17 protein-coding genes are annotated in these 24,978 nt (G+C 60.2%); 7 read left to right on the top strand and 10 right to left on the bottom strand.

Annotation, left to right across the window (positions count from 1 at the left end):
• Window positions 1-134: 134 nt before the first annotated feature.
• From QEP12_RS02340 to gltS, 4 genes are all read right to left on the bottom strand, one after another.
• Complete coding sequence (locus tag QEP12_RS02340) at window positions 135-587, bottom strand: hypothetical protein (protein WP_284213245.1); 453 nt, start codon at window positions 585-587, stop codon at window positions 135-137.
• Window positions 588-673: 86 nt separating this feature from the next.
• Window positions 674-1,813, bottom strand: coding sequence for an LD-carboxypeptidase (locus tag QEP12_RS02335; RefSeq protein WP_284213244.1), 1,140 nt, complete (start codon window positions 1,811-1,813; stop codon window positions 674-676).
• 23 nt (window positions 1,814-1,836) lie between these two features.
• Window positions 1,837-3,246: a tRNA adenosine(34) deaminase TadA gene (gene tadA / locus QEP12_RS02330; protein ID WP_284213243.1), complete on the bottom strand. Its 1,410-nt coding sequence runs from the start codon at window positions 3,244-3,246 to the stop codon at window positions 1,837-1,839.
• 34 nt (window positions 3,247-3,280) lie between these two features.
• Complete coding sequence (gene gltS, locus QEP12_RS02325; protein WP_284213242.1) at window positions 3,281-4,501, bottom strand: sodium/glutamate symporter; 1,221 nt, start codon at window positions 4,499-4,501, stop codon at window positions 3,281-3,283.
• 187 nt (window positions 4,502-4,688) lie between these two features.
• Between gltS and QEP12_RS02320 the strand changes: the two genes are divergently transcribed.
• The 3 genes from QEP12_RS02320 to QEP12_RS02310 all read left to right on the top strand — a co-directional run bounded on the left by QEP12_RS02320 (window position 4,689) and on the right by QEP12_RS02310 (window position 9,157).
• Window positions 4,689-6,692 (top strand): peptidase U32 family protein, encoded by a 2,004-nt coding sequence (locus QEP12_RS02320; RefSeq protein WP_284213241.1) that lies wholly within the window; start codon window positions 4,689-4,691, stop codon window positions 6,690-6,692.
• A 313-nt stretch (window positions 6,693-7,005) separates the two neighbouring features.
• A complete protein-coding gene (locus QEP12_RS02315; RefSeq protein WP_284213240.1) occupies window positions 7,006-7,722 on the top strand; it encodes a 3'-5' exonuclease in 717 nt (238 codons plus the stop codon).
• Between the two features lie 157 nt (window positions 7,723-7,879).
• The gene (locus QEP12_RS02310; protein WP_284213239.1) at window positions 7,880-9,157 is read left to right on the top strand and encodes an O-acetylhomoserine aminocarboxypropyltransferase/cysteine synthase family protein; all 1,278 of its coding nucleotides are present in this window, start codon (window positions 7,880-7,882) and stop codon (window positions 9,155-9,157) included.
• Window positions 9,158-9,294: 137 nt separating this feature from the next.
• Here QEP12_RS02310 and QEP12_RS02305 read toward each other — a convergent pair whose 3' ends face one another.
• The 4 genes from QEP12_RS02305 to purL form a co-directional block, all read right to left on the bottom strand.
• Window positions 9,295-9,891, bottom strand: a complete 597-nt coding sequence (locus QEP12_RS02305; RefSeq protein ID WP_284213238.1) for an OmpW/AlkL family protein — start codon at window positions 9,889-9,891, stop codon at window positions 9,295-9,297.
• 149 nt (window positions 9,892-10,040) lie between these two features.
• On the bottom strand, window positions 10,041-11,054 hold the full coding sequence (locus QEP12_RS02300) for a DUF808 domain-containing protein (RefSeq protein ID WP_284213237.1): 1,014 nt from the start codon (window positions 11,052-11,054) through the stop codon (window positions 10,041-10,043).
• Between the two features lie 92 nt (window positions 11,055-11,146).
• Window positions 11,147-12,016: a rhodanese-like domain-containing protein gene (locus QEP12_RS02295; protein WP_284213236.1), complete on the bottom strand. Its 870-nt coding sequence runs from the start codon at window positions 12,014-12,016 to the stop codon at window positions 11,147-11,149.
• Window positions 12,017-12,459: 443 nt separating this feature from the next.
• Window positions 12,460-16,494: a phosphoribosylformylglycinamidine synthase gene (gene purL, locus QEP12_RS02290; protein WP_284213235.1), complete on the bottom strand. Its 4,035-nt coding sequence runs from the start codon at window positions 16,492-16,494 to the stop codon at window positions 12,460-12,462.
• A 242-nt stretch (window positions 16,495-16,736) separates the two neighbouring features.
• Between purL and map the strand changes: the two genes are divergently transcribed.
• Both map and QEP12_RS02280 read left to right on the top strand, forming a co-directional pair.
• Window positions 16,737-17,552, top strand: coding sequence for a type I methionyl aminopeptidase (gene map / locus QEP12_RS02285; protein ID WP_284213234.1), 816 nt, complete (start codon window positions 16,737-16,739; stop codon window positions 17,550-17,552).
• A 215-nt stretch (window positions 17,553-17,767) separates the two neighbouring features.
• The gene (locus tag QEP12_RS02280) at window positions 17,768-20,359 is read left to right on the top strand and encodes a [protein-PII] uridylyltransferase (protein ID WP_284213233.1); all 2,592 of its coding nucleotides are present in this window, start codon (window positions 17,768-17,770) and stop codon (window positions 20,357-20,359) included.
• 174 nt (window positions 20,360-20,533) lie between these two features.
• Here the strand turns inward: QEP12_RS02280 and QEP12_RS02275 are convergent, their stop codons facing one another.
• On the bottom strand, window positions 20,534-20,761 hold the full coding sequence (locus tag QEP12_RS02275; RefSeq protein ID WP_219164322.1) for a SlyX family protein: 228 nt from the start codon (window positions 20,759-20,761) through the stop codon (window positions 20,534-20,536).
• Window positions 20,758-21,954, bottom strand: coding sequence for an aminotransferase-like domain-containing protein (locus QEP12_RS02270; RefSeq protein WP_174863424.1), 1,197 nt, complete (start codon window positions 21,952-21,954; stop codon window positions 20,758-20,760). Before QEP12_RS02270 ends, QEP12_RS02275 begins: the two co-directional genes overlap by 4 nt.
• A gap of 644 nt (window positions 21,955-22,598) precedes the next feature.
• Between QEP12_RS02270 and nth the strand changes: the two genes are divergently transcribed.
• Both nth and QEP12_RS02260 read left to right on the top strand, forming a co-directional pair.
• On the top strand, window positions 22,599-23,240 hold the full coding sequence (nth, locus tag QEP12_RS02265; RefSeq protein ID WP_174863423.1) for an endonuclease III: 642 nt from the start codon (window positions 22,599-22,601) through the stop codon (window positions 23,238-23,240).
• 140 nt (window positions 23,241-23,380) lie between these two features.
• On the top strand, window positions 23,381-24,910 hold the full coding sequence (locus tag QEP12_RS02260; protein ID WP_219164319.1) for an SLC13 family permease: 1,530 nt from the start codon (window positions 23,381-23,383) through the stop codon (window positions 24,908-24,910).
• Window positions 24,911-24,978 lie beyond the last annotated feature (68 nt).

Here is a 24,978-nt window from a genome sequence, read left to right as displayed (position 1 = left end):
ATCGGTGCTGCGCACCATGACGCAAGCTATCTGGTGATTTGCAGCGATGGGTAGGCAGCGGCTGTGCTCTGACAGTGCCCCGCTTTGCGCAGGCAACTTTGCACAGGCTAGTTTGTGCAGCCTACGAAGCAGCGTCAGTCAGCGTCCGGCTTGGCAACGCCACGCGGCGCCGCAGCAATACCGCGCGCGACACGGGCGTTGTACACGGTCAGCCGCGTCACCCCCAACTGCGCAGCCACTTTGGCATCGGAAGCCGTGCCCAGCAAAGCCACGGCCGCGTCGTTCCAGACAAAGCCCGTGCCTTGCTTTTCAGTCAGTGAGGCAATGCCCAACTCCTTGCGCTTGGCCACCACGCTGGCTTTGCTCATGCCCCAGCGCTTGGCCAACTCCGCATCACTGTCCGTGCCCAAGGCCGCCTGCATGGCGGGTGTCCACTGCACCCAGCCAAACGCAGGAATACCCAGCGCATTGCGCTTGAGGTTCACGGTTTTGGCCGTGGTGCCCCAGCGCTGTGCCAGCACGGCATCTTTGTCCGTACCCAGCAGCGCCAGCATCTCGGGTGTCCATTGCAATGCGGCTTTGCCCATACCTTACCTTGGTGGTGAATGCACAGTTATTACAGTCAAAACGGCCTCTAGCGCTTATGCAGCAAGCGCTAACAGCTATCTTTCTTTTAATGTGTATGGCCCCAGTAGATCAGCGCATCGCGCCCTTCCACCGACAACGACACGGGCGCACCCACAGGCAGCAGCACCTTGGTTTCCACATGGCCGTAAGGCAGGCCTTGCAGCACCGGAATACGCAGTTGCGCACGCAGCCAGTCGATCACGCTTTGCAGCTTGTAGCCCTTGTCGTGGCTGGTCAGCTTGAACTCGGTGAACTGACCAAAAACGATGGCCTTTTGCTTGGCCAGCACACCGGCGTGCAGCAACTGGGTGAGCATGCGCTCGATTTTGTAGGGGTGCTCCCCCACATCTTCGATGAACAAAATGCCGCCTTCCACCTGCGGGAAGTACGGCGTGCCCAGCAGCGACACCAGCACCGCCAGGTTGCTGCCCCACAGCGTAGCGCCGCCTTCAATATAGAAGTCATCAGGCACCGCGCCCACAGGCTGCTTGGGCATGCGCCAGCCTGTGCCTTCACCATGGCCGTAAATCAGGTCTTCAAAGCAGTCGAGCATGATGTCGTCCACGCCCTCTTTCTGGCCAAAGTCGGCAATCAGCGCCGGGCCCGCCCAGCTGATGGCGCCGGTTTGTGCCAGCAGCGCGTTTTGAAAGGCGGTGAAGTCGCTCAAGCCCACAAAATGCGTGCCTTGCTCCACGGCCTTGGCCACGGCCTGGTAATCAATACCGGGCAAGATGCGCGTCAGGCCATAGCCGCCACGGCTGATCAGTGCCACATCGGCGCCGATGGCGGCCGCACGGTGGATGGACGCAATGCGCGTGGCATCGTCACCGGCAAAGCGCTGGTGGCTGCTCAACGCATCGGCATCCACTTCCACCTGGTGGCCCATGCCTTCCAAACGCTTGATGGCGCGCTTGAACGCTGCCTTGTCGCGCACCGCACCCGAGGGCGAATACACATAGATGTGCTTGGGGCGCACGCTGTGGTCATGGCCACAGCAGCCGTCGTGGTGTGCGTGTGCAGGGTGGTCGTGGCTGCAGTGTTCACCATGGGCATGGTCGTGGTCACAGTGAGGGGACTGGGCTTGCGCTGGGTGATCGTGTGCGTGCTTCGTGGCAGTTACAGGGGTGGCGGGTGTTTTTTTCTTGCTGGATGTCGCCAAATTCTTCCACGCCACTGCGGGTGGCATGCTCCGTATAAATCATCTGTTTGCTAGACGGCTGTCTTCGCTGATGCGGCAAAGTATTCCATAGCCTGCTGCACGCTGGTGGCTGCCAGATCAGGAACCATAGGAGACATGGGGGTCTGGCGCAGCGCCTGCGGGTGCTGCAGCAAGGCAGGCACTGCGGTTTGCCACGCGGCGTGCCACGCATTCCATGGCATCAGGCGGTTGCTGGCACTGTGGCTGATCAAGCAGCGCCCCTGTGCCAGCCACGCTGCCAGCAGCGCTTGGGGCACGGCCGGCAGCTGCGCCTGCACCTTGGGCCACGCTTTGAGAGCTGCACGGTGACCTGCTTGTGCAAAAGGAATAGCTGCCAGCGCTTGCTGCTCATGCGTTAGCGGCCCAAAACCTGCTTGAACCAAACCCTGCGCCACATCCCACGTGGGCTTGTTGGCGGCCGCCTGCAACCACTGCGCCAAAGGCTGGGGTACATCGGCAGTGGGCCACGCATCCATCAGCCAAGCGCCCACAAAGCGCTGCGGCAGGGCTTGCGCCACCGCCAGCCCCAGACGCGCACCATCGCCCTGCCCTACCAAGACCACACGGTGCACATCCAGCTGCTCCAGCAGTTCGCGCAGCACCTGCACATGCCACTGGGCAGTGTGTGCTTTGTCGCGCTTGGGCTGATCGCTGCGGCCAAAGCCGGGCAAGTCTGGCACCAGCACACGCTGCCCGGCTTGCAACCAGTGCGGCAGTGCATGGGCAAAGCTGCAGCCCCAACTGGCGGCTGCGTGCAGGCACAGCCAGATCAGCGGTGCATCGCGCGGGCCTTCATCCACCACGGCCATGCGCAAACCACCCAGCGCAGGCAAATCGCTGCGCCATTGCGGTGGGTAGGGCCAGTCGGGGGCATCAGCAAACACACTGTTTGGATGACGCAGCGCCGTGTCTTTAAGCGGGTGGCTGGCCAGCGTCTTGGCCTTGTTGGCCGCACGGCGCTGCTGAAAAAACTGCGCCAGCACCGCCGCACACTCATCGGCCAGCACGCCGCGCACCACCTGGGTGTGGTGGTTGATTTGCGGATAGCCAAACACATTGAGCACCGAGCCTGCCGCGCCCGTTTTGGGCTCGGGCGCACCATAGACCACCGTATCGATCCGCGCATGCAGCATGGCACCGCTGCACATGGTGCACGGCTCCAGCGTCACGTACAGGGTGCAGCCGTCGAGCCGGTAGTTGCCCAGCCGTTGCGCGGCAGCGCGCAGGGCAAGCACCTCCGCATGGGCGGTGGGGTCTTGGCCCGCCAGCGGGGCGTTGCTGCCCGCCCCCACCACCTGGCCATCTTTGACCACCACCGCGCCCACGGGCACCTCGCCGGCAGCCGCCGCTTGCCGCGCCAGGCGCAGGGCGTGGCGCATCCAGTGGGCGTGATCGAGGGGAGCGCAAGGGTGGGCATGCATAGCCGCGCATTATCCAGCGGCACAGGCCTACTCATCAGCCCAAGAACTTGATAAAGGTTTGCAAGAACACGGCATTGAGCAAGTCGATAAAGAAAGCCCCCACCATGGGCACAATCAAAAACGCTTTGTGCGAGGGCCCGTACTGGTTGGTGATGGCCTGCATATTGGCCACGGCCGTCGGGGTCGCGCCCATGCCAAAGCCACAATTGCCCGCGCACAGCACGGCAGCGTCGTAATCGCGCCCCATGACGCGAAAAGTCACCAAGGCCACATAGGCCAGCATGACCACTGTCTGCGCCGCCAAGATGATGACCAAGGGGCCCGCCAAATCCGCTAGCTCCCACAGCTTGAGCGACAGCAGGGCAATCGCCAGGTAAATCGACAGCGCCGCGTTGCCAAACACATCAATGGCACGATCAAACACTTTGAAGCGGAACACATGGTCCAGCGTGTTGCGAATCACCACCCCACCGGCCAGTGCCCAGACAAAGGTGGGCAGCTGAAAGCTGGCACCTGCGGTAAGGGCGGTCATCAACTGCGCAAACGCCAGGCAGCCCGCAAACAAGGCCAAGGTTTCGATGATGGCATCCGTGGTAATCAGCCGTGTTTTGCGGGGCGACTCAAAGTTGTACGCATCGGCTTCCACCAAGTTATCGGCGTCAGCGGGCGTGACTTGCGGCCCTTGCAACTGATGGCGGCGAATCAGCCATTTGGCCAGGGGCCCGCCCACCAAGCCACCAATAATCAAACCAAATGTTGCACAGGCCATGCCCAGCGTCATGGCGCCTTGTATGCCATGGTCGCGCTCCAGCACACTGCCCCAAGCCCCAGCCGTGCCGTGGCCGCCGAGTAGCGTCATCGACCCCGCAATCAGCCCCACCAGAGGATCTAGCCCCAGCAAGGAGGCCAAGGCGACGCCTACCCCGTTTTGCACGCCGATGTACACCGCAATCACCAGCAAAAACAATAGCAGCGCACGTCCACCCTGTTTGAGCTTGGTGAAATTCGCACTCAATCCAATCGATGAAAAAAACACCAGCATGAACGCTGTTTGCAAGTCCACATCAAAACCCAGGCGGTAGCCCAGCAAGACATTGAGCGCATAGCACAGCGCGGCCGCAACCAAGCCCCCTGCTACCGGCTCTGGGATATTGAAGTTAGCCAACCAGCGGAGATGCCCCACCAGCCATTTACCCAGCAACAAAACCAGTGCTGCACAAATCAAGGTGTAGTAGGTATTGAGTTGCAGATCCATACAACGTGACCAGCTTTTACGAAATAAACGCTAGCCTGCCTGAAACTATCGCCACACCGCCATAGGACAAGGGCGATGACCGCGCTACACCGCCGCTCGGCGTTCGGCGTTCGGCCACAAGCACGCAAGCTTGGCAATACCCCCCACCCGCCACAAACTGCAGGCACGCTGGGATAATCCGCCCCCTATGTCTCTCCTGCCCCACCAACTCGAACTTTTGTCCCCGGCGCGCAATGCCGATATCGGCATTGAAGCCGTGAACCACGGTGCGGACGCCGTCTACATCGGCGGCCCCGGCTTTGGCGCACGCGCCACGGCAGGCAATGAGATCCGTGATCTGGAACGTTTGATCCAGCATGCCCACCGCTTTGGCAGCCGCATCTTCATCACGCTCAACACCATCTTGCGCGACGATGAACTCGAAGGCGCTCGCAAAATGGCCTGGGACATGTACCACATCGGCGCGGATGCGCTGATCATCCAGGACATGGGCCTGCTGGAGCTGGACCTGCCCCCCATCCAGCTGCACGCCTCCACCCAGAATGACATTCGCACACCAGAGAAGGCCAAGTTCCTGCAAGACGCGGGCTTGAGCCAGATCGTGCTGGCGCGTGAGCTGGACTTGAAGCAAATCAAGGCTGTGCACGACGTGCTCGACCCACACACCACCATCGAATACTTCATTCACGGCGCGCTGTGCGTGGCGTATTCCGGTCAGTGCTTTATCAGCCACGCCCACACCGGCCGCAGCGCCAACCGCGGCGACTGCAACCAGGCCTGCCGCCTGCCCTACGAAGTGCTAGACGCCAACGGCCGCATCATTGCGCACGAAAAACACGTGCTGTCGATGAAGGACAACAACCAGACCGACAATATGCGTGCGCTGGTGGATGCTGGCGTGCGCAGCTTCAAGATTGAAGGCCGCTACAAGGACATGGCGTACGTGAAAAACATCACGGCGCACTACCGCAAGATCTTGGACGAGATCATTGAAGAGCGCGAGTTCTCCGACATGCCACTGGCGCGCTCCTCCTCGGGCACGACCACATTCACCTTCACGCCAGACCCCGACCAGAACTTCAACCGCGAGTTCACCGACTACTTTGTCAACGGCCGCAAAGACGATATCGGCGCGTTTGACACCCCCAAAACCCCAGGGCGCGCCGTGGGCTGGGTCACGCAAGTGGGCGACAAGTGGTTGGAGATGGAGAGCAGCGACAAGACCACGGTGTTCAACAACGGTGATGGCCTGTGCTACTACGACCTGCAAAAGGAACTGGTGGGCGTGCACATCAACCGTGCCGAGTGCGTCAACGCCAAAAAAGGCATCTGGCGCTTTTTCCCCAAGAACGAGATCAGTGAGTTTAAGGACCTGCGCAAGGGCCTGGAAATCAACCGCAACCGCGACATGAACTGGGTGCGCATGCTGGACAAAAAATCCAGCGACCGCCGCATTGGCCTGTGGGCCGAGTTTCAGGAAACCACCGATGGCTTTGCGCTGACGCTGACCGATGAAGACGGTTTTGTAGGCAAGGCCGCCATCGTGCAGGAACACCAAGCCGCCACCGACGCCAGCAAGGCCGAAGCCACACTGCGCGAGCAACTGGGCCGCTTTGGTGCGTCGATCTTTGCGGTCCATGACATCAGCCTGAGCATTAGCCAGCCCTGGTTTGTGCCGGCATCGGCCCTGAACCAGCTGCGCCGCGATGCGCTGCAAGCGCTGGAAGCCGCGCGTGCCGCCGGTTTTGTGCGCCTGCCACGCGCCAAGCCGGTCGAGCCGCCTGTGCCCTTCCCTGAAGACACGCTGAGCTACCTGGCCAACGTCTACAACCAAAAGGCGCACGATTTCTACATCAAGCACGGCGTGAAGGTGATTGATGCAGCCTACGAGAGCAAAGAAGAGCTGGGCGAAGTCAGCCTGATGATCACCAAGCACTGTGTGCGCTTTTCGATGAGCCTGTGCCCCAAGCAAGCCAAGGGCGTGATTGGCGTGAAGGGCACCATCAAGGCCGAGCCGCTGCAACTGATCAACGGCAAAGAAAAGCTGACCCTGCGCTTTGACTGCAAGCCCTGCGAGATGCACGTGGTGGGCAAGATGAAGCAATCGGTGCTGAACCAGCACGCCAAGGAGATGAAAGAGTTCCCCATGCAGTTCTACCGCACCCGCCCTGCCCCGCAAGCCAAGGCCTAAGGGCGTGGCTTGAACGATCAAGGCCCGCCTGCAGCGGGCCTTTTGCTTTGATCGCTTTGATTGCTTTGATTGCTTTGATTGCTTTGATAAAAATAGCTGCTAGCGCTTGCATTCAATCACTTTCAGATGGATTGCTATCTAAATCCTAGGCTGATAGCACACTGCCAGCTATGCTTTTAGAAGCTTCCCCACCGCTAAGCAGTCACCCTGCCACCCGCATGCATGCGCTGCCGTATTCGCTACCGTGATTGCGGTGGCTCACCTGCCCCACACACTGCCCCCCAACCTCTTCAAAACAGGCACACTGCCCGCCATGCCGCGCCTTAAGCCACCGACCAAAGAAGAAAGCCAGCTGCTGCCCGCTTTCGCTGCCCTCCCAGACGATGCCATTTACGTGCCGCACACCGCAGCGGAGTTGGAGGCTGCACGCACCGCGCTGCTACAGCAAACCGCCCTGGGCTTTGACACCGAGAGCAAGCCCCTGTTTCACACCCACCAAGTCGACACCGGCCCCCACGTGGTGCAACTGGCCACGCCCGATGCGGCGTGGATTTTGCAGCTGTGCCATGCCCAAGCCCTGGACTTGGCGCGCGAAATTATCAGCAGCCCCTACATTGCCAAGGTCGGCTTTGGTCTGGACAACGACAAAAGCACCTTGCCCAAACGATTGGGCGTAGCGCTGGCCAACGTGGTGGACTTGGACCGCGTATTCAAACGCCACGGCTATGGTGCATCGACAGGGGTGCGCGCGGCGGTGGCTTTGGTCTTGGGCCAAAACTTTCACAAATCCAAAAAGCAATCCACCAGCAACTGGGCGCTGCCACAGCTGAGCCCAGCGCAAATTCGCTACGCGGCCAACGACGCGCACGGCCCTGCCATGGTATTTGCGGCCCTGCCCGCCTGGGAGGCCACACAGCCCGCTCCTGCGCCTCCACACCCCGCACCGCAGCCACATCCCAAAACAGCAAACACTGCGCACCAGCGCCACAAAGCCGCGTTGTTCAACGCTCCTGCACCGCGCGAAAAATAAGCCGCAAATATGCCGCTAAGGCAAGCATAATCAGCGGTGATTGCTATCTATTTTGAATACCATTTTGATAGGGCATAAGCACATAGCGTTTGCGTAGTTGGCAGCGCAGGTGATCTTTTTCACAATCCAAGCTTTACACCCGCCTTGGAGACACCACATGCGCATCGAAACTTTGGCCGTGCACGCCGGCTACAGCCCCGACCCCACCACCAAAGCCGTCGCGGTACCTATTTACCAGACCGTGGCGTATGCGTTTGACAGCGCCCAGCACGGCGCCGACCTGTTCGACCTGAAAGTGCCGGGCAATATCTACACCCGCATCATGAACCCCACCACGGACGTACTGGAAAAGCGTGTCGCGGCGCTGGAAGGTGGCATTGCCGCACTGGCCCTGGCCTCGGGCATGGCGGCCATCACCGCGGCCATCCAAACACTGGCCGAAGCGGGTGACAACATCGTCTCGGCCAGCACGCTCTACGGCGGCACCTACAACCTGTTTGCGCACACCTTCCCACAGCAAGGCATTGAAGTGCGCTTTGCCGATCCACGCGATCCGGCCAGCTTTGGCAAGCTGATCGATGGCAAAACCAAGGCCGTGTTCATCGAATCGATTGGCAACCCGCTGGGCAACGTCACCGACATCCGCGCGCTAGCCGATGTGGCCCATGCGCATGGCGTACCACTGATCGTGGACAACACCGTGCCCAGCCCCTACCTGCTGCGCCCATTTGAATTCGGCGCCGACATCGTCGTGCACTCGCTGACCAAATACCTGGGCGGCCACGGCACAAGCGTGGGCGGCGCCATCGTGGACAGCGGCAAGTTCCCCTGGGCCGAGCACAAAGCCCGCTTCAAGCGCCTGAACGAACCCGACGTCAGCTACCACGGCGTGGTCTATACCGAGGCCTTGGGCGAAGCCGCCTTCATTGGCCGTGCACGCGTCGTGCCGCTGCGCAACATGGGTGCGGCCATCTCGCCGCAAAATGCCTTCCAGATCCTGCAGGGCATTGAGACCCTGGCGCTGCGCATGGACCGCATCTGCGAAAACACGCAGAAGATCGCCGAAACCCTGCAAAACCACCCCAAGGTGGAATGGGTGCGCTATGCCGGGCTGAAGGACCACCCCGACCACGCCATCGTGCAAAAACAGTCGGGTGGCCGCGCCTCCGGCATTCTGTCGTTCAGCCTGAAAGGCGAAGACGGCCGCGCCGCTGGCGCGCGTTTCCTCGATGCGCTGCAGTTGTTCACGCGCCTGGTGAACATTGGCGACGCCAAGTCGCTGGCCACGCACCCCGCCTCCACCACCCACCGCCAGCTGGACGCGGCCGAACTGGCCAAGGCCGGCGTGACCGAGGGCATGGTGCGCCTGTCCGTGGGTATCGAGCACATCGACGACCTGCTGGCCGATTTGGAACAAGCACTGGCACAGGTTTAACCGGCACCTTTGCGCCAAAAGTTTCTTTGCTCAGCCCGCCAGTTTCGGCGGGCTTTTTTTATATGCCCCACAAACAGGCATAAAAAAACCGCTGCGGCTGCAGCGGTTTAAAACCCCTTGGAGGAGAGAAGCTGGAATTAGAAGCGGTAGCCAACGCCCACGCCAACCAGCAGAGGATCGACCTTGAACTTGCCCACATTGACACCGCCAGCGGAAACGTTGGTGTCGATGTAAACCTTCTTCACGTCAAAGTTCAGCGACCAGTTCTTGTCCAGCGCATAGTCAAAGCCCACTTGCAAAGCGCCACCCCAGCTGTTGCGCTTCACGTCAGCAGCGCCACCCAAAATATCTACATTGGAGAAACGTGTGTAATTGATACCAGCACCCACGTAAGGCTTGAAAGCGCCGAAGTTGGTGAAGTGGTACTGTGCCAGCAGAGTGGGTGGCAGATGCTTCAGGCTACCGATCTTGACGTCGCCCGCGCGCACATTGTGCTTTTGGGGGTAGGTCAGGATCAGTTCAGCGGCAAAGTTAGGGGTGAAGTAGTAGCTGATATCCAACTCAGGGATCACTTTGTCATTCACCGACAAGTCCAAACCTGTAGAGTCTTTGTTGGCGCTGTCCAAATGCACAGCGCGCACGCGCACTTGCCACTTGCCATCTTGCTGCTGCGCCATCGCAGCACCGGAAGTCAACGCACACAGAGCGGCCACAGCCAGCAGAGTCTTTTTCATAATGGGTGATGAATAAAAATCCGGGGACAGCCCCCGTGAAATGCATTGCATCACCGCGACACGGCACAGGGTTTGCCTTAGGTCAAATGCACCATGAAGGCCCATTTCAGGATTTTCTGAAATGTTGGAATTTGACAACACCCCCCACTTTAATGAGACTGGGCTGCAGTGTTGGGACGCCATCGCTTCCAGGCGGCCACCACCAGCACCACTACACCGCCGATGACGGCGCCCACCCCCACATGCACCAGCAGCGGTGCCAAGGCTGCCACCACACCACCTGGGGGCACAAGCACGGCATCCACCCAGGTTTGAATCGGGGCAATGCCATGCACCAGCAAGCTCCCTCCCACCAGAAACATGGCCGCAGTGCCGACGATGGACAAGCCCTTCATCAACCACGGCGTAAAAGCGATCAGACCGCGCCCAAGGGATTGCATGGCTTCGCTGGGCTTGCGCATCAGCCACAGGCCCACATCATCCATGCGCACAATGCCAGCCACGATGCCGTAGACAAACACCGTGATTGCCAGCGCCACCACCACCAGTACCGCAACTTGCTTGGTTACAGGCTCCGTAGCCACGGTGCTCAGTGCAATCGCCAGAATCTCTGCCGACAAAATAAAGTCGGTACGAATGGCACCGCTGACTTTTTCCTTTTCATAGGCTGCGGGCTCCAAATGCAGTGCTTTGGCTTGGCGCACTGACGACGGTGCCACACCTTGCGCCTGGGCTTGGGCGGCTTCTTGCACCACGTCATGGCCATTGCGCCGCTGGTGCAGGGAATGCAGAATTTTTTCAACGCCTTCAACGCACAAAAAAGCGCCGCCCACCATCAACAGCGGGGTAATCAGCCACGGGATGAATACGCTGATCAGCAAAAATGCCGGCACCAAAATGACCTTGTTGAGCAACGAGCCCTTGGCCACCGCCCACACCACCGGCAATTCGCGACTGGCCCTGACGCCGGCCACCTGCTCGGCATTGAGTGCCAAGTCATCGCCCAGCACACCCGCCGTTTTTTGCATGGCCACCTTGCTCATGACCGAGACATCGTCCGCCATTGCAGCCGATTTACGGGCGGCGACCTTGGTCATCAGGGCCACATCGTCGAGCAACGCTGCGATGTCATCGAGCAGCATCAAAAGTCCGGCACCAGCCATATCTGCATCCTTGGGATAAAAAACGCCATCTTCCAGCGCGCTGCCACGCCCTTCTTGTAGGAAAAGGCTGCAAGCAACTGCGCAGAAGGTTTTTAGGGTTTGTCGTAATAGTTCTGGGCTGCTTCGCTGAGCAAATTGGGCTGCATGCTGAGCACATACGGCAAACCCAAAAAGTTGCGCCAGCCACTCCAGTCTGCCTGGGTGAGTTTGCCGTCTTGGTTCACATCCAAAGCCACGGGTGTTGCGCTGTAGAAGGTCTGCTTGCCCGCAGGGTACGTGAATTTTTCACCTTTTTTATCGGTGCTAAGGACTTTGCCGCTCGCTGCCTCTACGGCCACCATCGGCTCCCCCACAAACCCCTCGCGGATGGCGTAAACGGTTTGGTAGCCCTTGCCTGCCAAGCCCTTGTCCACCAGCAAGTCAGGGCGCGCCAGCAAATTGGCTACATCGGCCGCACATGCGCCGGTGCGGCACAGCACCGCCACCGGCGCATCTTTGTAAGGCAGCGCTTCTTGCACCGCTTGCCAAAACGCGGCGGCGTCTTGGCGCACTTCGCTGCCCGGCACCACGCCGTAGCGGCACTGGCTGCCGTCGTCAGAGCGAATCTGCGCTTGCGGGGCGCCGCTGGGGTGCGGCTGGCATTGCTGATAAATACGCGGATAAGGCAGGTGGCGCGCGCCCTCGGGGTGGCCCAGGCGGTACTCTGTGGCGTCACGCACATCGATCAAGGCCATGCGCTGGCTGGCTGGCAATTGCGTGCCGACATACGCGCGGGCTGCGCTGATGTCGGCCGTGTAGTGGCGCTCCGGCGCATACAAGACGGGGGCCGTAGCAGTTGGCGCGGCCTTGGCGGGCGCGGTTTTTCCGCCATACAGGCCTTTGACGTAGGTGCAACCGGAAGTCAAAACGATGGCGCAAAGCGCGCTGAGCTGAAGCGCCCCAAACAATGTGCTGCGTGGCATAAATAAGGTGGTGAGCAATTCGTACACTGGCGGCGCAAGGTGTGAATGCGCGCCAATCTTTTTGGGAAAGCGCACATCATAGGCGTTGGCTTACACCCTTCGGCAAGCGCCGCGGTACCCTACAGCCACCCTGATGACCATGAATGACCACCCGCCCACCAACTTGTTGGAAGCCATCCTCGCACTGCTGCGCTGGCTGGCCCAGTTGCTGGAGTGGATGGCGCCTGGATAAAAACCAGAGCTGCTGGCGCTTATCCATCCATCGTTTCAGATACAAAACCATCTGAAATGCTTATGCAATCAGCGCAAGCAGCTATATTTTTCTAAGACTGTGGGCGCTACCAGCACCACGCATGTACGCACTCGCATAAAAAAAAGGCTCTGCCGTTGCAGAGCCTTTGGGTGGCATGCCCATCAAGCCACCGTGCGGTGGCTTGGAGCGATTAACCCAGCCACTTGCGGGCGTTGCGCCACACGCGCATCCAGGGGCTAAACTCGGACTTGCCGCCTGCCTTGTCGTAGTCCACCCAGCTCATCTGGATGTTGCGGAACACGCGCTCGGGGTGGGGCATCATGGCGGTAAAGCGCCCGTCGGCCGTGGTTACGGCAGTCAAGCCACCGGCCGAGCCATTAGGGTTGAACGGGTACTGCTCGGTCGGCTGGCCGTGGTTGTCCACGTAACGCATGGCCTGGATCACCTGATCCGCATTCCCACGGAACTTGAAGTTGGCGTAGCCCTCGCCGTGCGCCACGGCGATCGGCAGGCGCGAGCCAGCCATGCCCTGCAGGAAGATGGAGGGGGACTCCAGCACTTCCACCATGCTCAAACGTGCTTCAAAGCGGTTGCTCTGGTTTTGCGTAAAGCGGGGCCAGTCTTGCGCACCGGGGATGATGTCGGCCAGCTCGGCAAACATCTGACAGCCGTTGCACACGCCCAGACCGAAGGTGTCTTGGCGACCAAAGAACTGCTGGAACTGCTCGGACAGGCGGTCGTTGAAGGTGATGGAACGCGCCCAGCCAATGCCAGCGCCCAAAGTGTCGCCGTAGCTGAAGCCGCCACAGGCCACCACGCCGGCAAAGTCCTGCAGCTGTGCACGGCCAGCTTGCAGGTCGCTCATGTGCACGTCCACCGCGTCAAAACCCGCTTCGGTAAAGGCATAGGCCATTTCCACGTGTGAGTTCACACCCTGTTCGCGCAGCACGGCCACGCGGGGCTTGGCCGCCACGTTGATGAACGGCGCCGCCACGTTCTCCTTGGGGTCAAACGTCAGGTGCACGTGCATGCCGGGGTCGGTCGGCTCACCAGCGGCGGCGTGTTCGCTGTCGGCGCACACGGGGTTGTCGCGCTGCTGGCAGATCTTCCAGCTCACGGCATCCCAGACCTGGTGCAGGTCGCTCAATGTCGCGCCAAACACCTTGTTCGCGTCGCGCCACACTTGCAGCTCGCCCTTGCCAGCGTCCACGGGGGACGATGCGGGGCGGGTCTTGCCAATGATGTGGCTGCACTGGATGAGGCCATGCGCACGCAGCACATCCATCACTGCCGTGCGGTCTTCCGTGCGAATTTGCAACACCGCGCCCAGCTCTTCGTTGAACAGCGCGCGCAGGGTTTGCTCTTCGCGGCGGCCCGCCACTTGCTTGCCCCAGTTCTTGCCTTCGCCGCTGTCCATGCGGCTGTCGCTGATGCCGTCACCTTCGGTGATCAGCATATCCACATTCAGCGCCACGCCCACATGGCCGGCAAAGGCCATCTCGGCCACGGTAGCCAGCAAGCCGCCGTCGCCCTTGTCGTGGTAGGCCAGCACCAAGCCCTTGGCGCGCAACTCGTTCACCGCATCGACCAGGGCGATCAGATCCTTGGCGTCGTCCAGGTCGGGCACTTCGTTGCCTGACTGGTTGAGCACCTGACCGATGATGGAGCCACCCATGCGCATCTTGCCGCGGCCCAGGTCAATCAGCACCAGCGAGCTGTCGGCCACTTCGGCGTTGAGCTGCGGCGTGAAGGTGGTGCGCACATCGTCGATGGCGGCAAAGCCGGTGATGATCAGGCTCACGGGCGAGGTCACCTTCTTGGTCACGCCATTCTCATTCCACTGCGTGCGCATGGACAGGCTGTCCTTGCCCACGGGAATCGAGATATTCAGCGCGGGGCACAGCTCCATGCCCACGGCCTTGACGGTGGCGTACAGCGCCGCGTCTTCACCGGCTTCACCGCAGGCGGCCATCCAGTTGGCCGACATCTTCACCTTGGGCAACTCAATCGGTGCAGCCAGCATGTTGGTGATGGCTTCGGCCACGGCCATGCGGCCCGAAGCCGGGGCATTGATGGCCGCCAGCGGCGTGCGCTCGCCCATGGCCATGGCTTCGCCCTTGAAGCCCTGGTAGTCGGCCAGCGTCACGGCCACGTCGGCCACAGGCACTTGCCAGGGGCCGACCATCTGGTCGCGGTGCGTCAAACCACCCACGGCGCGGTCGCCAATGGTGATCAAAAAGCGCTTCGATGCCACCGTGGGGTGGGCCAGCACTTCGATCACGGCCTGCTCCAGTGCCACACCGGTCAAGTCCATCGCAGGCAGTGTGCGCTCCACTGTGGTCACATCCTTGTGTACCTTGGGTGGTTTGCCCAGCAGCACATTCATGGGCATGTTCACGGGGAACTTCTGGTCGCCCGATTCGACGGCGGTGTCTTCCAGCACCAGCTGACGCTCTTCGGTGGCGACACCGATCACGGCAAACGGGCAGCGCTCGCGCTCACAGAAGGCCGTGAACTGCTCCAGCGACTCAGGGGCAATGGCCAGCACGTAACGCTCTTGCGATTCGTTGGACCAGATTTCCTTGGGCGACAGACCGGACTCTTCCAGCTTGACGGCGCGCAGGTCAAAGCACGCGCCACGGCCGGCGTCGTTGGTCAGCTCGGGGAAGGCGTTGGAGATACCACCGGCGCCCACGTCGTGGATGGCCAAAATGGGGTTCTCGGCGCCCTGCTGCCAGCAGTGGTTGATAACTTCCTGCGCACGGCGCTCGATCTCGGGGTTGCCGCGCTGCACCGAATCAAAGTCCAGTTCTGCCGCATTCGTGCCCGAAGCCATGGAGCTGGCTGCACCACCGCCCATGCCGATGCGCATGCCGGGGCCGCCCAGCTGGATCAGCAACGTGCCAGCGGGGAATTCGATCTTCTTGGTCAGCTCGGCGTCAATCACACCCAAGCCACCAGCAATCATGATGGGCTTGTGGTAGCCACGGGTGATGTCACCAACCTGCTGCTCGTACTCACGGAAGTAACCCGTCAGATTGGGGCGGCCAAACTCGTTGTTGAACGCCGCGCCGCCCAGCGGGCCTTCGATCATGATTTGCAGCGGGCTGGCAATGTGCTCGGGCTTGCCCACTTCGCTGCCCCACAGCTTGGAGACCGTGAAGCCCGTGAGGCCCGCCTTGGGCTTGGAGCCGCGGCCCGTGGCGCCTTCGTCGCGGATTTCACCGCCGTTGCCGGTCGAGGCACCGGGGAATGGCGAGATGGCCGTGGGGTGGTTGTGCGTCTCCACCTTCATCAACACGTGGTTGACGGCGGCTTGCTTTTGATAGCTAGGAGCGCTTGCTGCGCCTGCGCCAGAGGCCGATTTGGCATCAAACTTGGCAACAAAGCGCTCCACCGCATGGCCTTCCATGATGGAGGCGTTGTCGGCATATGCCACCACGGTGTGCTGCGGCGAGACAGCTTCGGTGTTGCGGATCATGCCGAACAGCGATTTGTCTTGCTCCACACCGTCAATGGTGAACTTGGCGTTGAAAATCTTGTGGCGGCAGTGCTCGGAATTGGCCTGCGCAAACATCATCAACTCCACGTCCGTGGGGTTGCGCTTGAGGTCGTGGAAAGCGTGGACCAGGTAGTCGATCTCGTCGTCGGCCAGGGCCAGGCCCCACTGCTTGTTGGCCGCTTCCAGCGCGGTGCGACCGCCGCCCAGCACATCCACAAACTCCATGGGCTGCGCCTGCAGGGTGGAGAACAGCTGCTCGGCTTCGGCACGGGTGGCAAAGACCGACTCGGTCATGCGGTCGTGCAGCAAGGCCGCGATCTGTGCGGTTTGCTCGGCGCTCAGCTCGGGCTTGCCACCCAGCAGACCGGACTTTACTTCCACGCGGTACTCGGTCATGCGCTCCACGCGGAACACCTGCAGGCCGCAGTTGCGCGCAATATCGGTCGCCTTGGAGGCCCAGGGCGAGATGGTGCCCAGACGGGGGGTGACCACAAAAGCCACGCCTTCGCCAGCACCGACGTAAGGGTCTCCATACGTCAGCAAGGCCGCCAGACGCTGGGATTGCTCCGCTGTCGGGGCCGCCTCGGTGGCGACAAGATGCACGAACCGGGCACTGATACCCGTGATCTTGGGATGGATGGCGACCAGATCGGTCAAGAGTTGCTGGGCGCGGAACGAGCTCAGGGCGTTTCCACCCTCAAACTGTGTCAAATGCAAGGTCACGTGGCGGCCTGTTTATGTGAAGGCTGGTGAAAAGCGCCTCAGCCCTGCTGGCAAGCAACGGGGCCTGGGCGCTCAATCGAGAGAGTACTTATTTTACCGGGCTGAATACTGTCTATACGGAAAGCGATATGAGTAGGGGGAATAGGCACAGGGCTTGCACACAAACCCCAACACCCTGCTAGCAATGTCAAGAAGAGCCGCCTGCCCACCAGTCCATTGCCGCCAGTGGAATAATCGGGCGTATGAGCATCACCATCAAATCGCCCGAAGAGATCGAACGCATGCGCGTGGCTGGTCGTTTGGCTTCGGAAGTGCTGGACTACATCACCCCCCACATCAAGCCCGGCATCACCACTGCTGAAATCGACCGTTTGGGCGCAGAATGCATGGCCCGCCAAGGCACCAAGTCGGCCACCATTGGCTACCAGCCCCCCGGCTATCCGCCCTACCCGGGTCACCTGTGCACCTCGCCCAACCATGTGGTGTGCCACGGCATTCCTAACGACAAGCCACTGAAAAAAGGCGACATCGTGAACGTGGACGTCACCGTCATCACCGAAGACGGCTGGTACGGCGACAACAGCCGCATGTTCCAGATTGGCGAAGGCACGATTGCGGGCAAGCGCCTGGACAGGCTGACGTTTGAAGCCATGTGGCTGGGCATCCAGCAGGTCAAACCGGGCAACACCTTGGGCGACATTGGTCACGCCATCCAAACTTTTGCCGAAAAGCACAACCTGTCGGTGGTGCGCGAGTATTGCGGCCACGGTATCGGCCAGAAATTCCATGAAGAGCCGCAGGTGCTGCACTATGGCCGCCCCGGCGAAGGTGTGGTACTGGAAGAAGGCATGGTCTTCACGATTGAGCCCATGCTGAATCTGGGCAAGCGCGAAGTGAAGGAACTGGGCCAAGACGGCTGGACCATCATCACCAAAGACCGCAGCCTCTCGGCACAGTGGGAGTTGATGATGGCCGTTACCAAGACGGGCTACGATATCCTCACTTGGTCTGACGGCTCGCCTACGCCACCCGACTTTATCCAGAGCATCCGCTGCTGATGACGCAGCCCACCCACTGGTAAAACCCCACGAGGCAGCCTGCACGACGCACGCTGCCTTTTTTTACGGCATACCTCCGGACGTTACGCGTGCCGTAAGGCACACGGTGCACACCCTACACATACCGGCGCACCTTGCACCAGCCACCCCGCCCAGCAACTGCGCATATTTCTTGCTTAGGTTTTGACCAGTTTTCTCCGACAGGTTATCGCGCCATGAACACTGAACTCGGCACCTTGCGTACCGTTTACCGCCAAGAAAAAAATGCCATCAGCGAGGGGCTGCGTACCCCTGCGGCCAGCACACGCAGCATTCGCAGTGTGCTGCACAAGCTCTCGCGCTTGACAGACAAGCACTTGTGTGCCGTCCGCACTGCCTCCGGCCTGCCTGCCGAGGTGGCCTTGGTGGCAGTCGGCGGCTATGGGCGCGAGCAACTGTTTCCCGCCTCCGACGTCGATGTGTTGTTGCTGTTGCCCGGCACAGACACCGAGGCGCATGCCCACCTGAAAACCCACCTTGAGCGCTTTATTGGCGCGTGCTGGGATGCGGGACTGGAAATTGGCTCCAGCGTGCGCACCATCAGCGAATGTGTGGCCGAGGCCGCCCAAGACGTCACCGTGCAAACTGCCATGCTGGAGGCACGCTTGATAGATGGTGATGCCGCTTTGTTTGCCGACTTTCAACAGCAATACCGCGCTGGCCTGAACCCCAAGGCATTCTTTACCGCCAAGACGCTGGAGTTGCGCCAGCGCCACATCAAGCATGAAGACACGCCCTATGCGCTGGAGCCCAACTGCAAAGAATCTCCCGGCGGCTTGCGCGATCTGCACACCATTTTGTGGGTGTCGCAAGCCGCAGGCCTGGGGCGCACCTGGCGCGAGCTGGCGGCATCCGGCATCGCTACCGAGTTTGAAGCCTCACAGCTTGAGCGCAACGAGGCCACACTCAGCCTGATCCGCGCCAAGCTGCATGCCATCTCGGGGCGCCACGAAGACCGCCTGATTTTTGATTTGCAAACGGCGGTGGCCCAGTCCCTGGGCATTCAGAGCCACACCCCGGTGGGCGAGACCATGCCCGTGCGTGCCAGTGAGGTGCTGATGCGCCGCTATTACTGGGCCGCCAAGGCCGTGATGCAGCTGCAGCAGATTTTGCTGCTCAATATCCAGGAGCACCTCTACCCCAACAACGCGGCGCTCAAGCGCATCGATGAACGCTTTTGGGACAAGGACGGACTGATCGAAGTGGCCAGCGACGAGCTGTACCACCAAGACCCGCAGGCCATCTTGGCCACCTTTTTGACCTACCAGAAATCTCCCGGCCTGCGCGATCTGTCAGCCCGCACGCTGCGCGCCCTGTACAGCGCCCGGGACCTGATGGACAGCAGCTTTCGCCAGGACCCCGTCAACCGCCGCACTTTCATGCAAATCCTGCAGGAGCCGCGCGGCCAGACGCACGCCTTCCGGCTGATGAACGCCACCTCGGTGCTGGGACGCTACCTGTGGTCATTCCGCCGCATCGTCGGGCAGATGCAGCACGACCTGTTCCACGTCTACACCGTGGACCAGCACACCCTGATGGTGCTGCGCAATATGCGGCGCTTTTTCATGGCCGAGCACGCGCACGAATACCCCCTGTGCTCGCAATTGGCCAGCGGCTGGGACAAGCCCTGGCTGCTGTATCTGGCCTGCTTGTTCCACGACATCGGCAAGGGCCGCGGCGGCGACCACTCTGAAATTGGCGCCATCGAAGTCAAGCGCTTTGCCCGCCAGCACGACATGGAAGCAGCCGATGCCGCGCTGGTCGAATTCCTGGTGCGCGAGCACCTGCAAATGAGCACGGTTGCACAAAAGCAAGACACTTCCGACCCGGATGTCATCTGCGCGTTTGCCCAGCGTGTGGGCAATGAGCGCCAGCTGACCGCGCTGTACTTGCTAACCGTGGCCGACATCCGCGGCACCAGCCCCAAGGTGTGGAATGGCTGGAAAGCCAAGCTCCTGGAAGACCTTTTTCACAACACCATGCGCGTGCTGGGCGGGCGAGCGCCCGATGCGCAATCGATGGTGGAAGCGCGCAAGCGCGACGCGCTGGTGCAGCTGGCGCTGTCGGCGCAGCCCCATGAATCGCACAAAGCGCTATGGGACACCTTGAACGTGAGCTACTTCATGCGCCACGAGCCTGCCGACATTGCCTGGCACACGCGCCACCTCTCGCGCCACGTGGGCAGCCCCACGCCGGTGGTGCGGGCGCGCCAATCGCTGGCGGGCGAAGGCGTGCAGGTGCTGGTGTATGCCCCCGATCAGGCCGACTTGTTTGCCCGCATCTGCGGCTACTTTGACAAGGCCGGGCTGATGGTGGTGGATGCACGCATCCACACGGCGCGCAATGGCTATGCGCTGGATACGTTCCAGATTGCTTCCGAGCAGCTGCATATGCACTACCGCGAGCTGACCACCTTGATTGAAAACGGTTTGCCCCAGGCCATTCAGAGCAAAGAACCGCTGCCTGAGCCCATCAAACGCCGACTGTCACGGAGGGTGCGCAGCTTTCCCATGGTGCCGCGCGTCACCCTCACGCCCGATGAAAAAGCGCAAAGCTGGCTGCTCAACATCTCAGCCAGCGACCGCGCCGGCTTGCTGTATTCCGTGGCGCGCATTTTGGCAGCGCACGGCTTGAGCGTGGAACTGGCCAAAGTCTCTACGCTGGGCGAACGCGTAGAAGACAGCTTTTTGGTGCAAGGCTCCAGCCTGGCCAACAACGCCAAGCAACTGCAAATTGAAACCGAGCTGGTGCAGATGCTGCAAGAGTGAACGCATGCAGTGAACGCAGCCACCTTCGCAACGCGGCAGCCGGAACGCTTGCCTAGCAAAGCATTTGCACAAAAAAAGAGCACCTAGCGCTGGATACACAAGCATTTCAGACATAAAACCATCTGAAATGCTTTAAATACCAGCACCAGGCGCTACTTTTTTATCTCAACCAGCTCAGTAGTGCGGGGGCAATTCGTCACGCAAATTGCGCGGCGCCGCTTGGCCCCCTTCCGGCACTTGCTGGCGCAGTTGGCGCACTTCATTCAGCAGCGCATCAATTTGCTGCTGCTGGCGGTAGATGGTCATGTTCAGCTCTTCCAGCAAGTCATCGGTGTAGCTGGCCTTGACCTCCAGCTCCATGATGCGCGCCTCAAGCTGCTCGGCGTTCAAGGCGTCACTCATGCGGCTATCGCCTTGGCCAAGCGTGCCACGCCTTCGCGGATTTTGTCCTCGTCGGCCGTGGCAAACGACAGGCGCAGGGTGGACGCATCGGGGTTCTGGCTGAAGAACGGCGCACCCGGCACAAAGGCCACGCCTTGCTCAATCGCTTTCTTGGCCAGCACATTCGCGTCGGCCAGCTTGCCGCCTTGGCCTGTCAGCTTGACCCACAAGAACAAGCCACCTTGCGGCTCGGTGAACGACACCACATCTCCCAGCTCGGCACGCAGCGCATGCATCATGGTGTGGGCCCGCGCGGCATACACCTTGCGCATCTTGGCCAGCGTCGCGGGCATATGCCCGGCCAGCAGGTACTGCGCTGCCGTAGCCTGCGCAAACGTGCTGGTGTGCGCATCGCTGAATTGCTTGCACATCACCGCCTTGGCCAGCAGCTCCGCGTTGGCGATCAGCCAGCCAATGCGCAAACCAGGGCTGAGCACTTTGGACAGCGAGCCGCAGTGCGCCAGCCACTCGCGGCTGCCCAAAACTTCGTTTGACAGCGCCAGCAAACTCGCGGGCGGCGGTGCGTCGAAGTACAGATCGCCATACGGGTCGTCTTCCACCACCAAGGTCTTGTACTGCACCGCCAATTCCAGCACACGCTTGCGCCGCTCCAGACTCAGCGTGGCACCGCTGGGGTTGCCAAAAGTAGGAATCAGATACACCAGCTTGGGCTGGTGCTCGGCAATCAGCTGCTCCAGCGCTTCCACGATCACGCCGTTGGCATCCACCGGGGCGCTGATCACTTCTGCGCCATACAGGCGAAAGCACTGGATGGTGGCCAGGAAGGTGGGCCCTTCCACAATCACCTTGTCGCCGGGGCTGATCATGCATTTGCCCAGCAAATCCAGCGCCTGCTGGCTGCCCGTGGTGACGATCAGGTTGTCTGCATAGACGTCTTTAGCCCCTTTGGTGGCCATGAAGGCCGCCAGTTGCTCACGCAAAGGGCCAAAACCTTCTGTCGCGCCATATTGCAACGCCAAACCTGCATTTTCAGTGAGTGCTTTGTTGGCGGCTTCTTGAATACCTGCCACGTCAAACATGGCACTGTCTGGGAAACCCCCTGCAAAACTGATAATCCCCGGTTTACCCAGCAACTTGAATAATTCGCGTATGGCGGAGGTTTCTACATTATCTAAACGTTTCGCAAATTGCATTAAGAATTTCCTTTCATTTAAAAATTCAATGCCTTATCTATTTCTTCCATTCAACAGCTTTGCTTGCAAACGCGCTGTTTTCCGTATCTTTATCTTTCATCGAAATCAGTGAGAAGAATTTGCTGCACTGCAACAAAAACACATCAATAAGCGCCTTTTAATATATTTATTTTTGAAATATTCAAATCCAGCTTATTCAAATATCAAAAATTTCTCAAAAATATTAATCGGCTCACTGTGCAATGCTTCGCGGCATTCACTTGCTGGGTTACCCCCCCTAGCGCCAGCGATGCGTACTTCCTCTTCTCACCCTCTTCTCACTGCATTCGGACTGCCCAAATGTTAGCGGTTTCTGCTGGCGCTTCGGCGCTCACCGCCTGCAGATCCCGCGGTTCTGCCCCATCTAAGGCAAGAAGGGCACCATGCCCCGCAAGCGCCATCAGCAATCCCGCAGCAAGCTGTTGTCCCAAAACGGGCGTACGCACCTGAAACCGGGTGCCAAGTTACCGATGTTGTGGGCAGTGTGACAAGGGGCGTGTGGAAAGCACGGCCCTTCACCCATCGTGCAAAAGCACCGCAACATGCACTCCAGACGCATCCCCAGGATGCATTGGTAGACAATGCAGCCATCCTTTTTGATGCCCATGAAAAAATCTGCGATCAAACCCTTCTTCACCATCCTGCGTGAAGCCAACCCCAGCCCACAAACCGAGCTGGAGTACACCACCGTGTTTGAATTGCTGGCAGCCGTACTGCTGTCCGCACAGGCCACCGACGTGGGCGTGAACAAAGCAACGCGCAAGCTCTTTCCCGTTGCCAACACGCCCCAGGCTATTTTGGATTTAGGCCTTGAAGGCTTAGAGAGCTATATCAAAACCATCGGTCTGTACCGCAGCAAAGCCAAACACCTGATGGAGACATGCCGCATTTTGGTGGAGCGCCATGGCAGCAAAGTGCCAGACACCCGTGAAGCACTCGAAGCCCTGCCCGGGGTGGGCCGGAAAACTGCCAACGTGGTGCTGAATGTGGCATTTGGTCAGCCGACGATGGCGGTGGATACCCACATCTTCAGAGTCAGCAACCGCACCGGTCTGGCGCCGGGAAAAACGCCGCTGGAAGTCGAAAAACAGCTCCTCCAACGCGTTCCCGCTGAGTTTGCGGTGGACTCCCACCACTGGCTGATCTTATTGGGCCGCTATGTGTGCCAAGCGCGCAAACCCAAGTGCTGGGAATGCTTGGTGGCGGCACAATGTGACTTCAAGCCCAAGAGCGAAGCGCCCAAGTAAAGGCAATGGTGTGCAGAGCGTCACGAAATGTCACCTGCTTTTGACTTTGGTTAAGGCTTGATGTAAGGCAATAAGTGTTAACCCTATAGCCTCTATATTTAGCACAGTCCTAAACACACATCGACCAAGAGGAACACACCATGTCAAGCGCCTCTGCTAACACCCCCCAAGCGGCATCTCCCCCTCCCAAGCTGATGCCAAAAATTGGTTTAGCCGCTGCTTTCATCACCTTATTGGCGATTGTTTTCATGCCCCCCATCGCAGGCCTGCCGCAAGCAGGGCAGATGATGTTGGGCATCCTGGCTTTCGCCGTGATTGTCTGGATGACGGAAGCACTGGACTACGCGGTCTCCGCGCTGGTCATTGGCGCTTTGATGGTGGGTTTGCTGGCCATCAGCCCTGTACCGGGCAAAGAAGCTGCAGACGCCGTTGCCATGGGCACCAAGGCGGCGCTGCCCTATGCCCTGAGCGGCTTTAGCAATAGTGCAGCCGTGCTTGTTGCGGCAGCTTGCTTTATTGCGGCAGCCATGACAGCGACCCGCCTGGACCAGCGCATTGCCCTGCAAGTGCTGTCCTTTGTGCCAGCCCGGGCCAAGTACGTGGTGATGGGCGCGATTTTGGTGGGCTTTTTGCTGTCCTTCATCGTCCCCAGCGCCACCGCCCGCGTCGCTTGCTTGATGCCCATCATGCTGGGCTTTCTGACCGCTTTTGGCGCAGACCGCCGCAGCAAGTTTGCTGCTTTGGTGGTTATTACTGCTGCACAGACTGCCAGCGTTTGGAACGTCGGCATCAAAACGGCTGCGGCACAAAACATGGTGGCCATCGGCTTTATTGAACGCCAGTTTGGCCAGACCATCACCTGGGGAGAGTGGTTCATCGCCGGTGCGCCGTTCTCGGCAGCCATGACCGTGGCCTTGTACTTCATCATGACTCGGATGCTCAAGCCAGAGATGGATCACATCGAGGGTGGCCGTGACGCTGTGCGCCAGCAGTTGCTGGCCTTGGGGCAGATGACCCTCAACCAATGGAAGCTGCTGGCCATCACCCTGATTTTGCTGGGATTTTGGGCCACCGAAGGCGTGCTGCACAGCGTGGACACCACCTCGTCGACCATCGTAGCGATTGCGCTGATGCTCATGCCCCGCATTGGTGTGATGAGCTGGAAAGAATCACAAAAGGGCTTCCCCTGGGGCACCGTGGTGCTGTTTGCCATCGGTATCGCCATGGGCTCCGCCCTGCTTAAAACCCAGGCTGCACCATGGCTGGCCAAACTGATTGTGCAAAACCTGGGGCTGGCCAACGCCACGGCATTTGCCATTTTGATGCTGCTGTCGTTGTTCCTGATCGTGATCCACCTGGGCTTTGCCAGTGCCACGGGCTTGGCCTCGACCATGATTCCCATCATCATCAGCGTGCTGCAGGCGGTGGAGACACCCGGCATCAACCCGATTGGCATGACCATGCTGCTGCAGTTTGTGGTGAGCTTTGGCTTTATCCTGCCCGTGAACTCGCCCCAGGGCATGCTGGCCTACGGCACCGACACCTTTGACATCAAAGACTATGTGCGCACCGGCTTGATGCTGACCCTGGCTGCCACTGTGCTGCTGGTCATCTTTGCGCTGACCTACTGGCCGATGATGGGCTATATGACGCTGCCTAGCGCTGGTTAATCAGTAGCAGCCCTCTACCAAAAAGCCCTGCCAGTGGTGGCAGGGCTTTTTTACAGGCGCACGCTGCA

The sequence above is a fragment of the Comamonas jiangduensis genome (genome assembly GCF_030162955.1).
In the GTDB taxonomy this organism is placed as follows: domain Bacteria; phylum Pseudomonadota; class Gammaproteobacteria; order Burkholderiales; family Burkholderiaceae_C; genus Comamonas; species Comamonas jiangduensis.
Note: the sequence above shows the minus strand (reverse complement) of the source record. Positions and strands in the feature narration are given on the sequence as shown.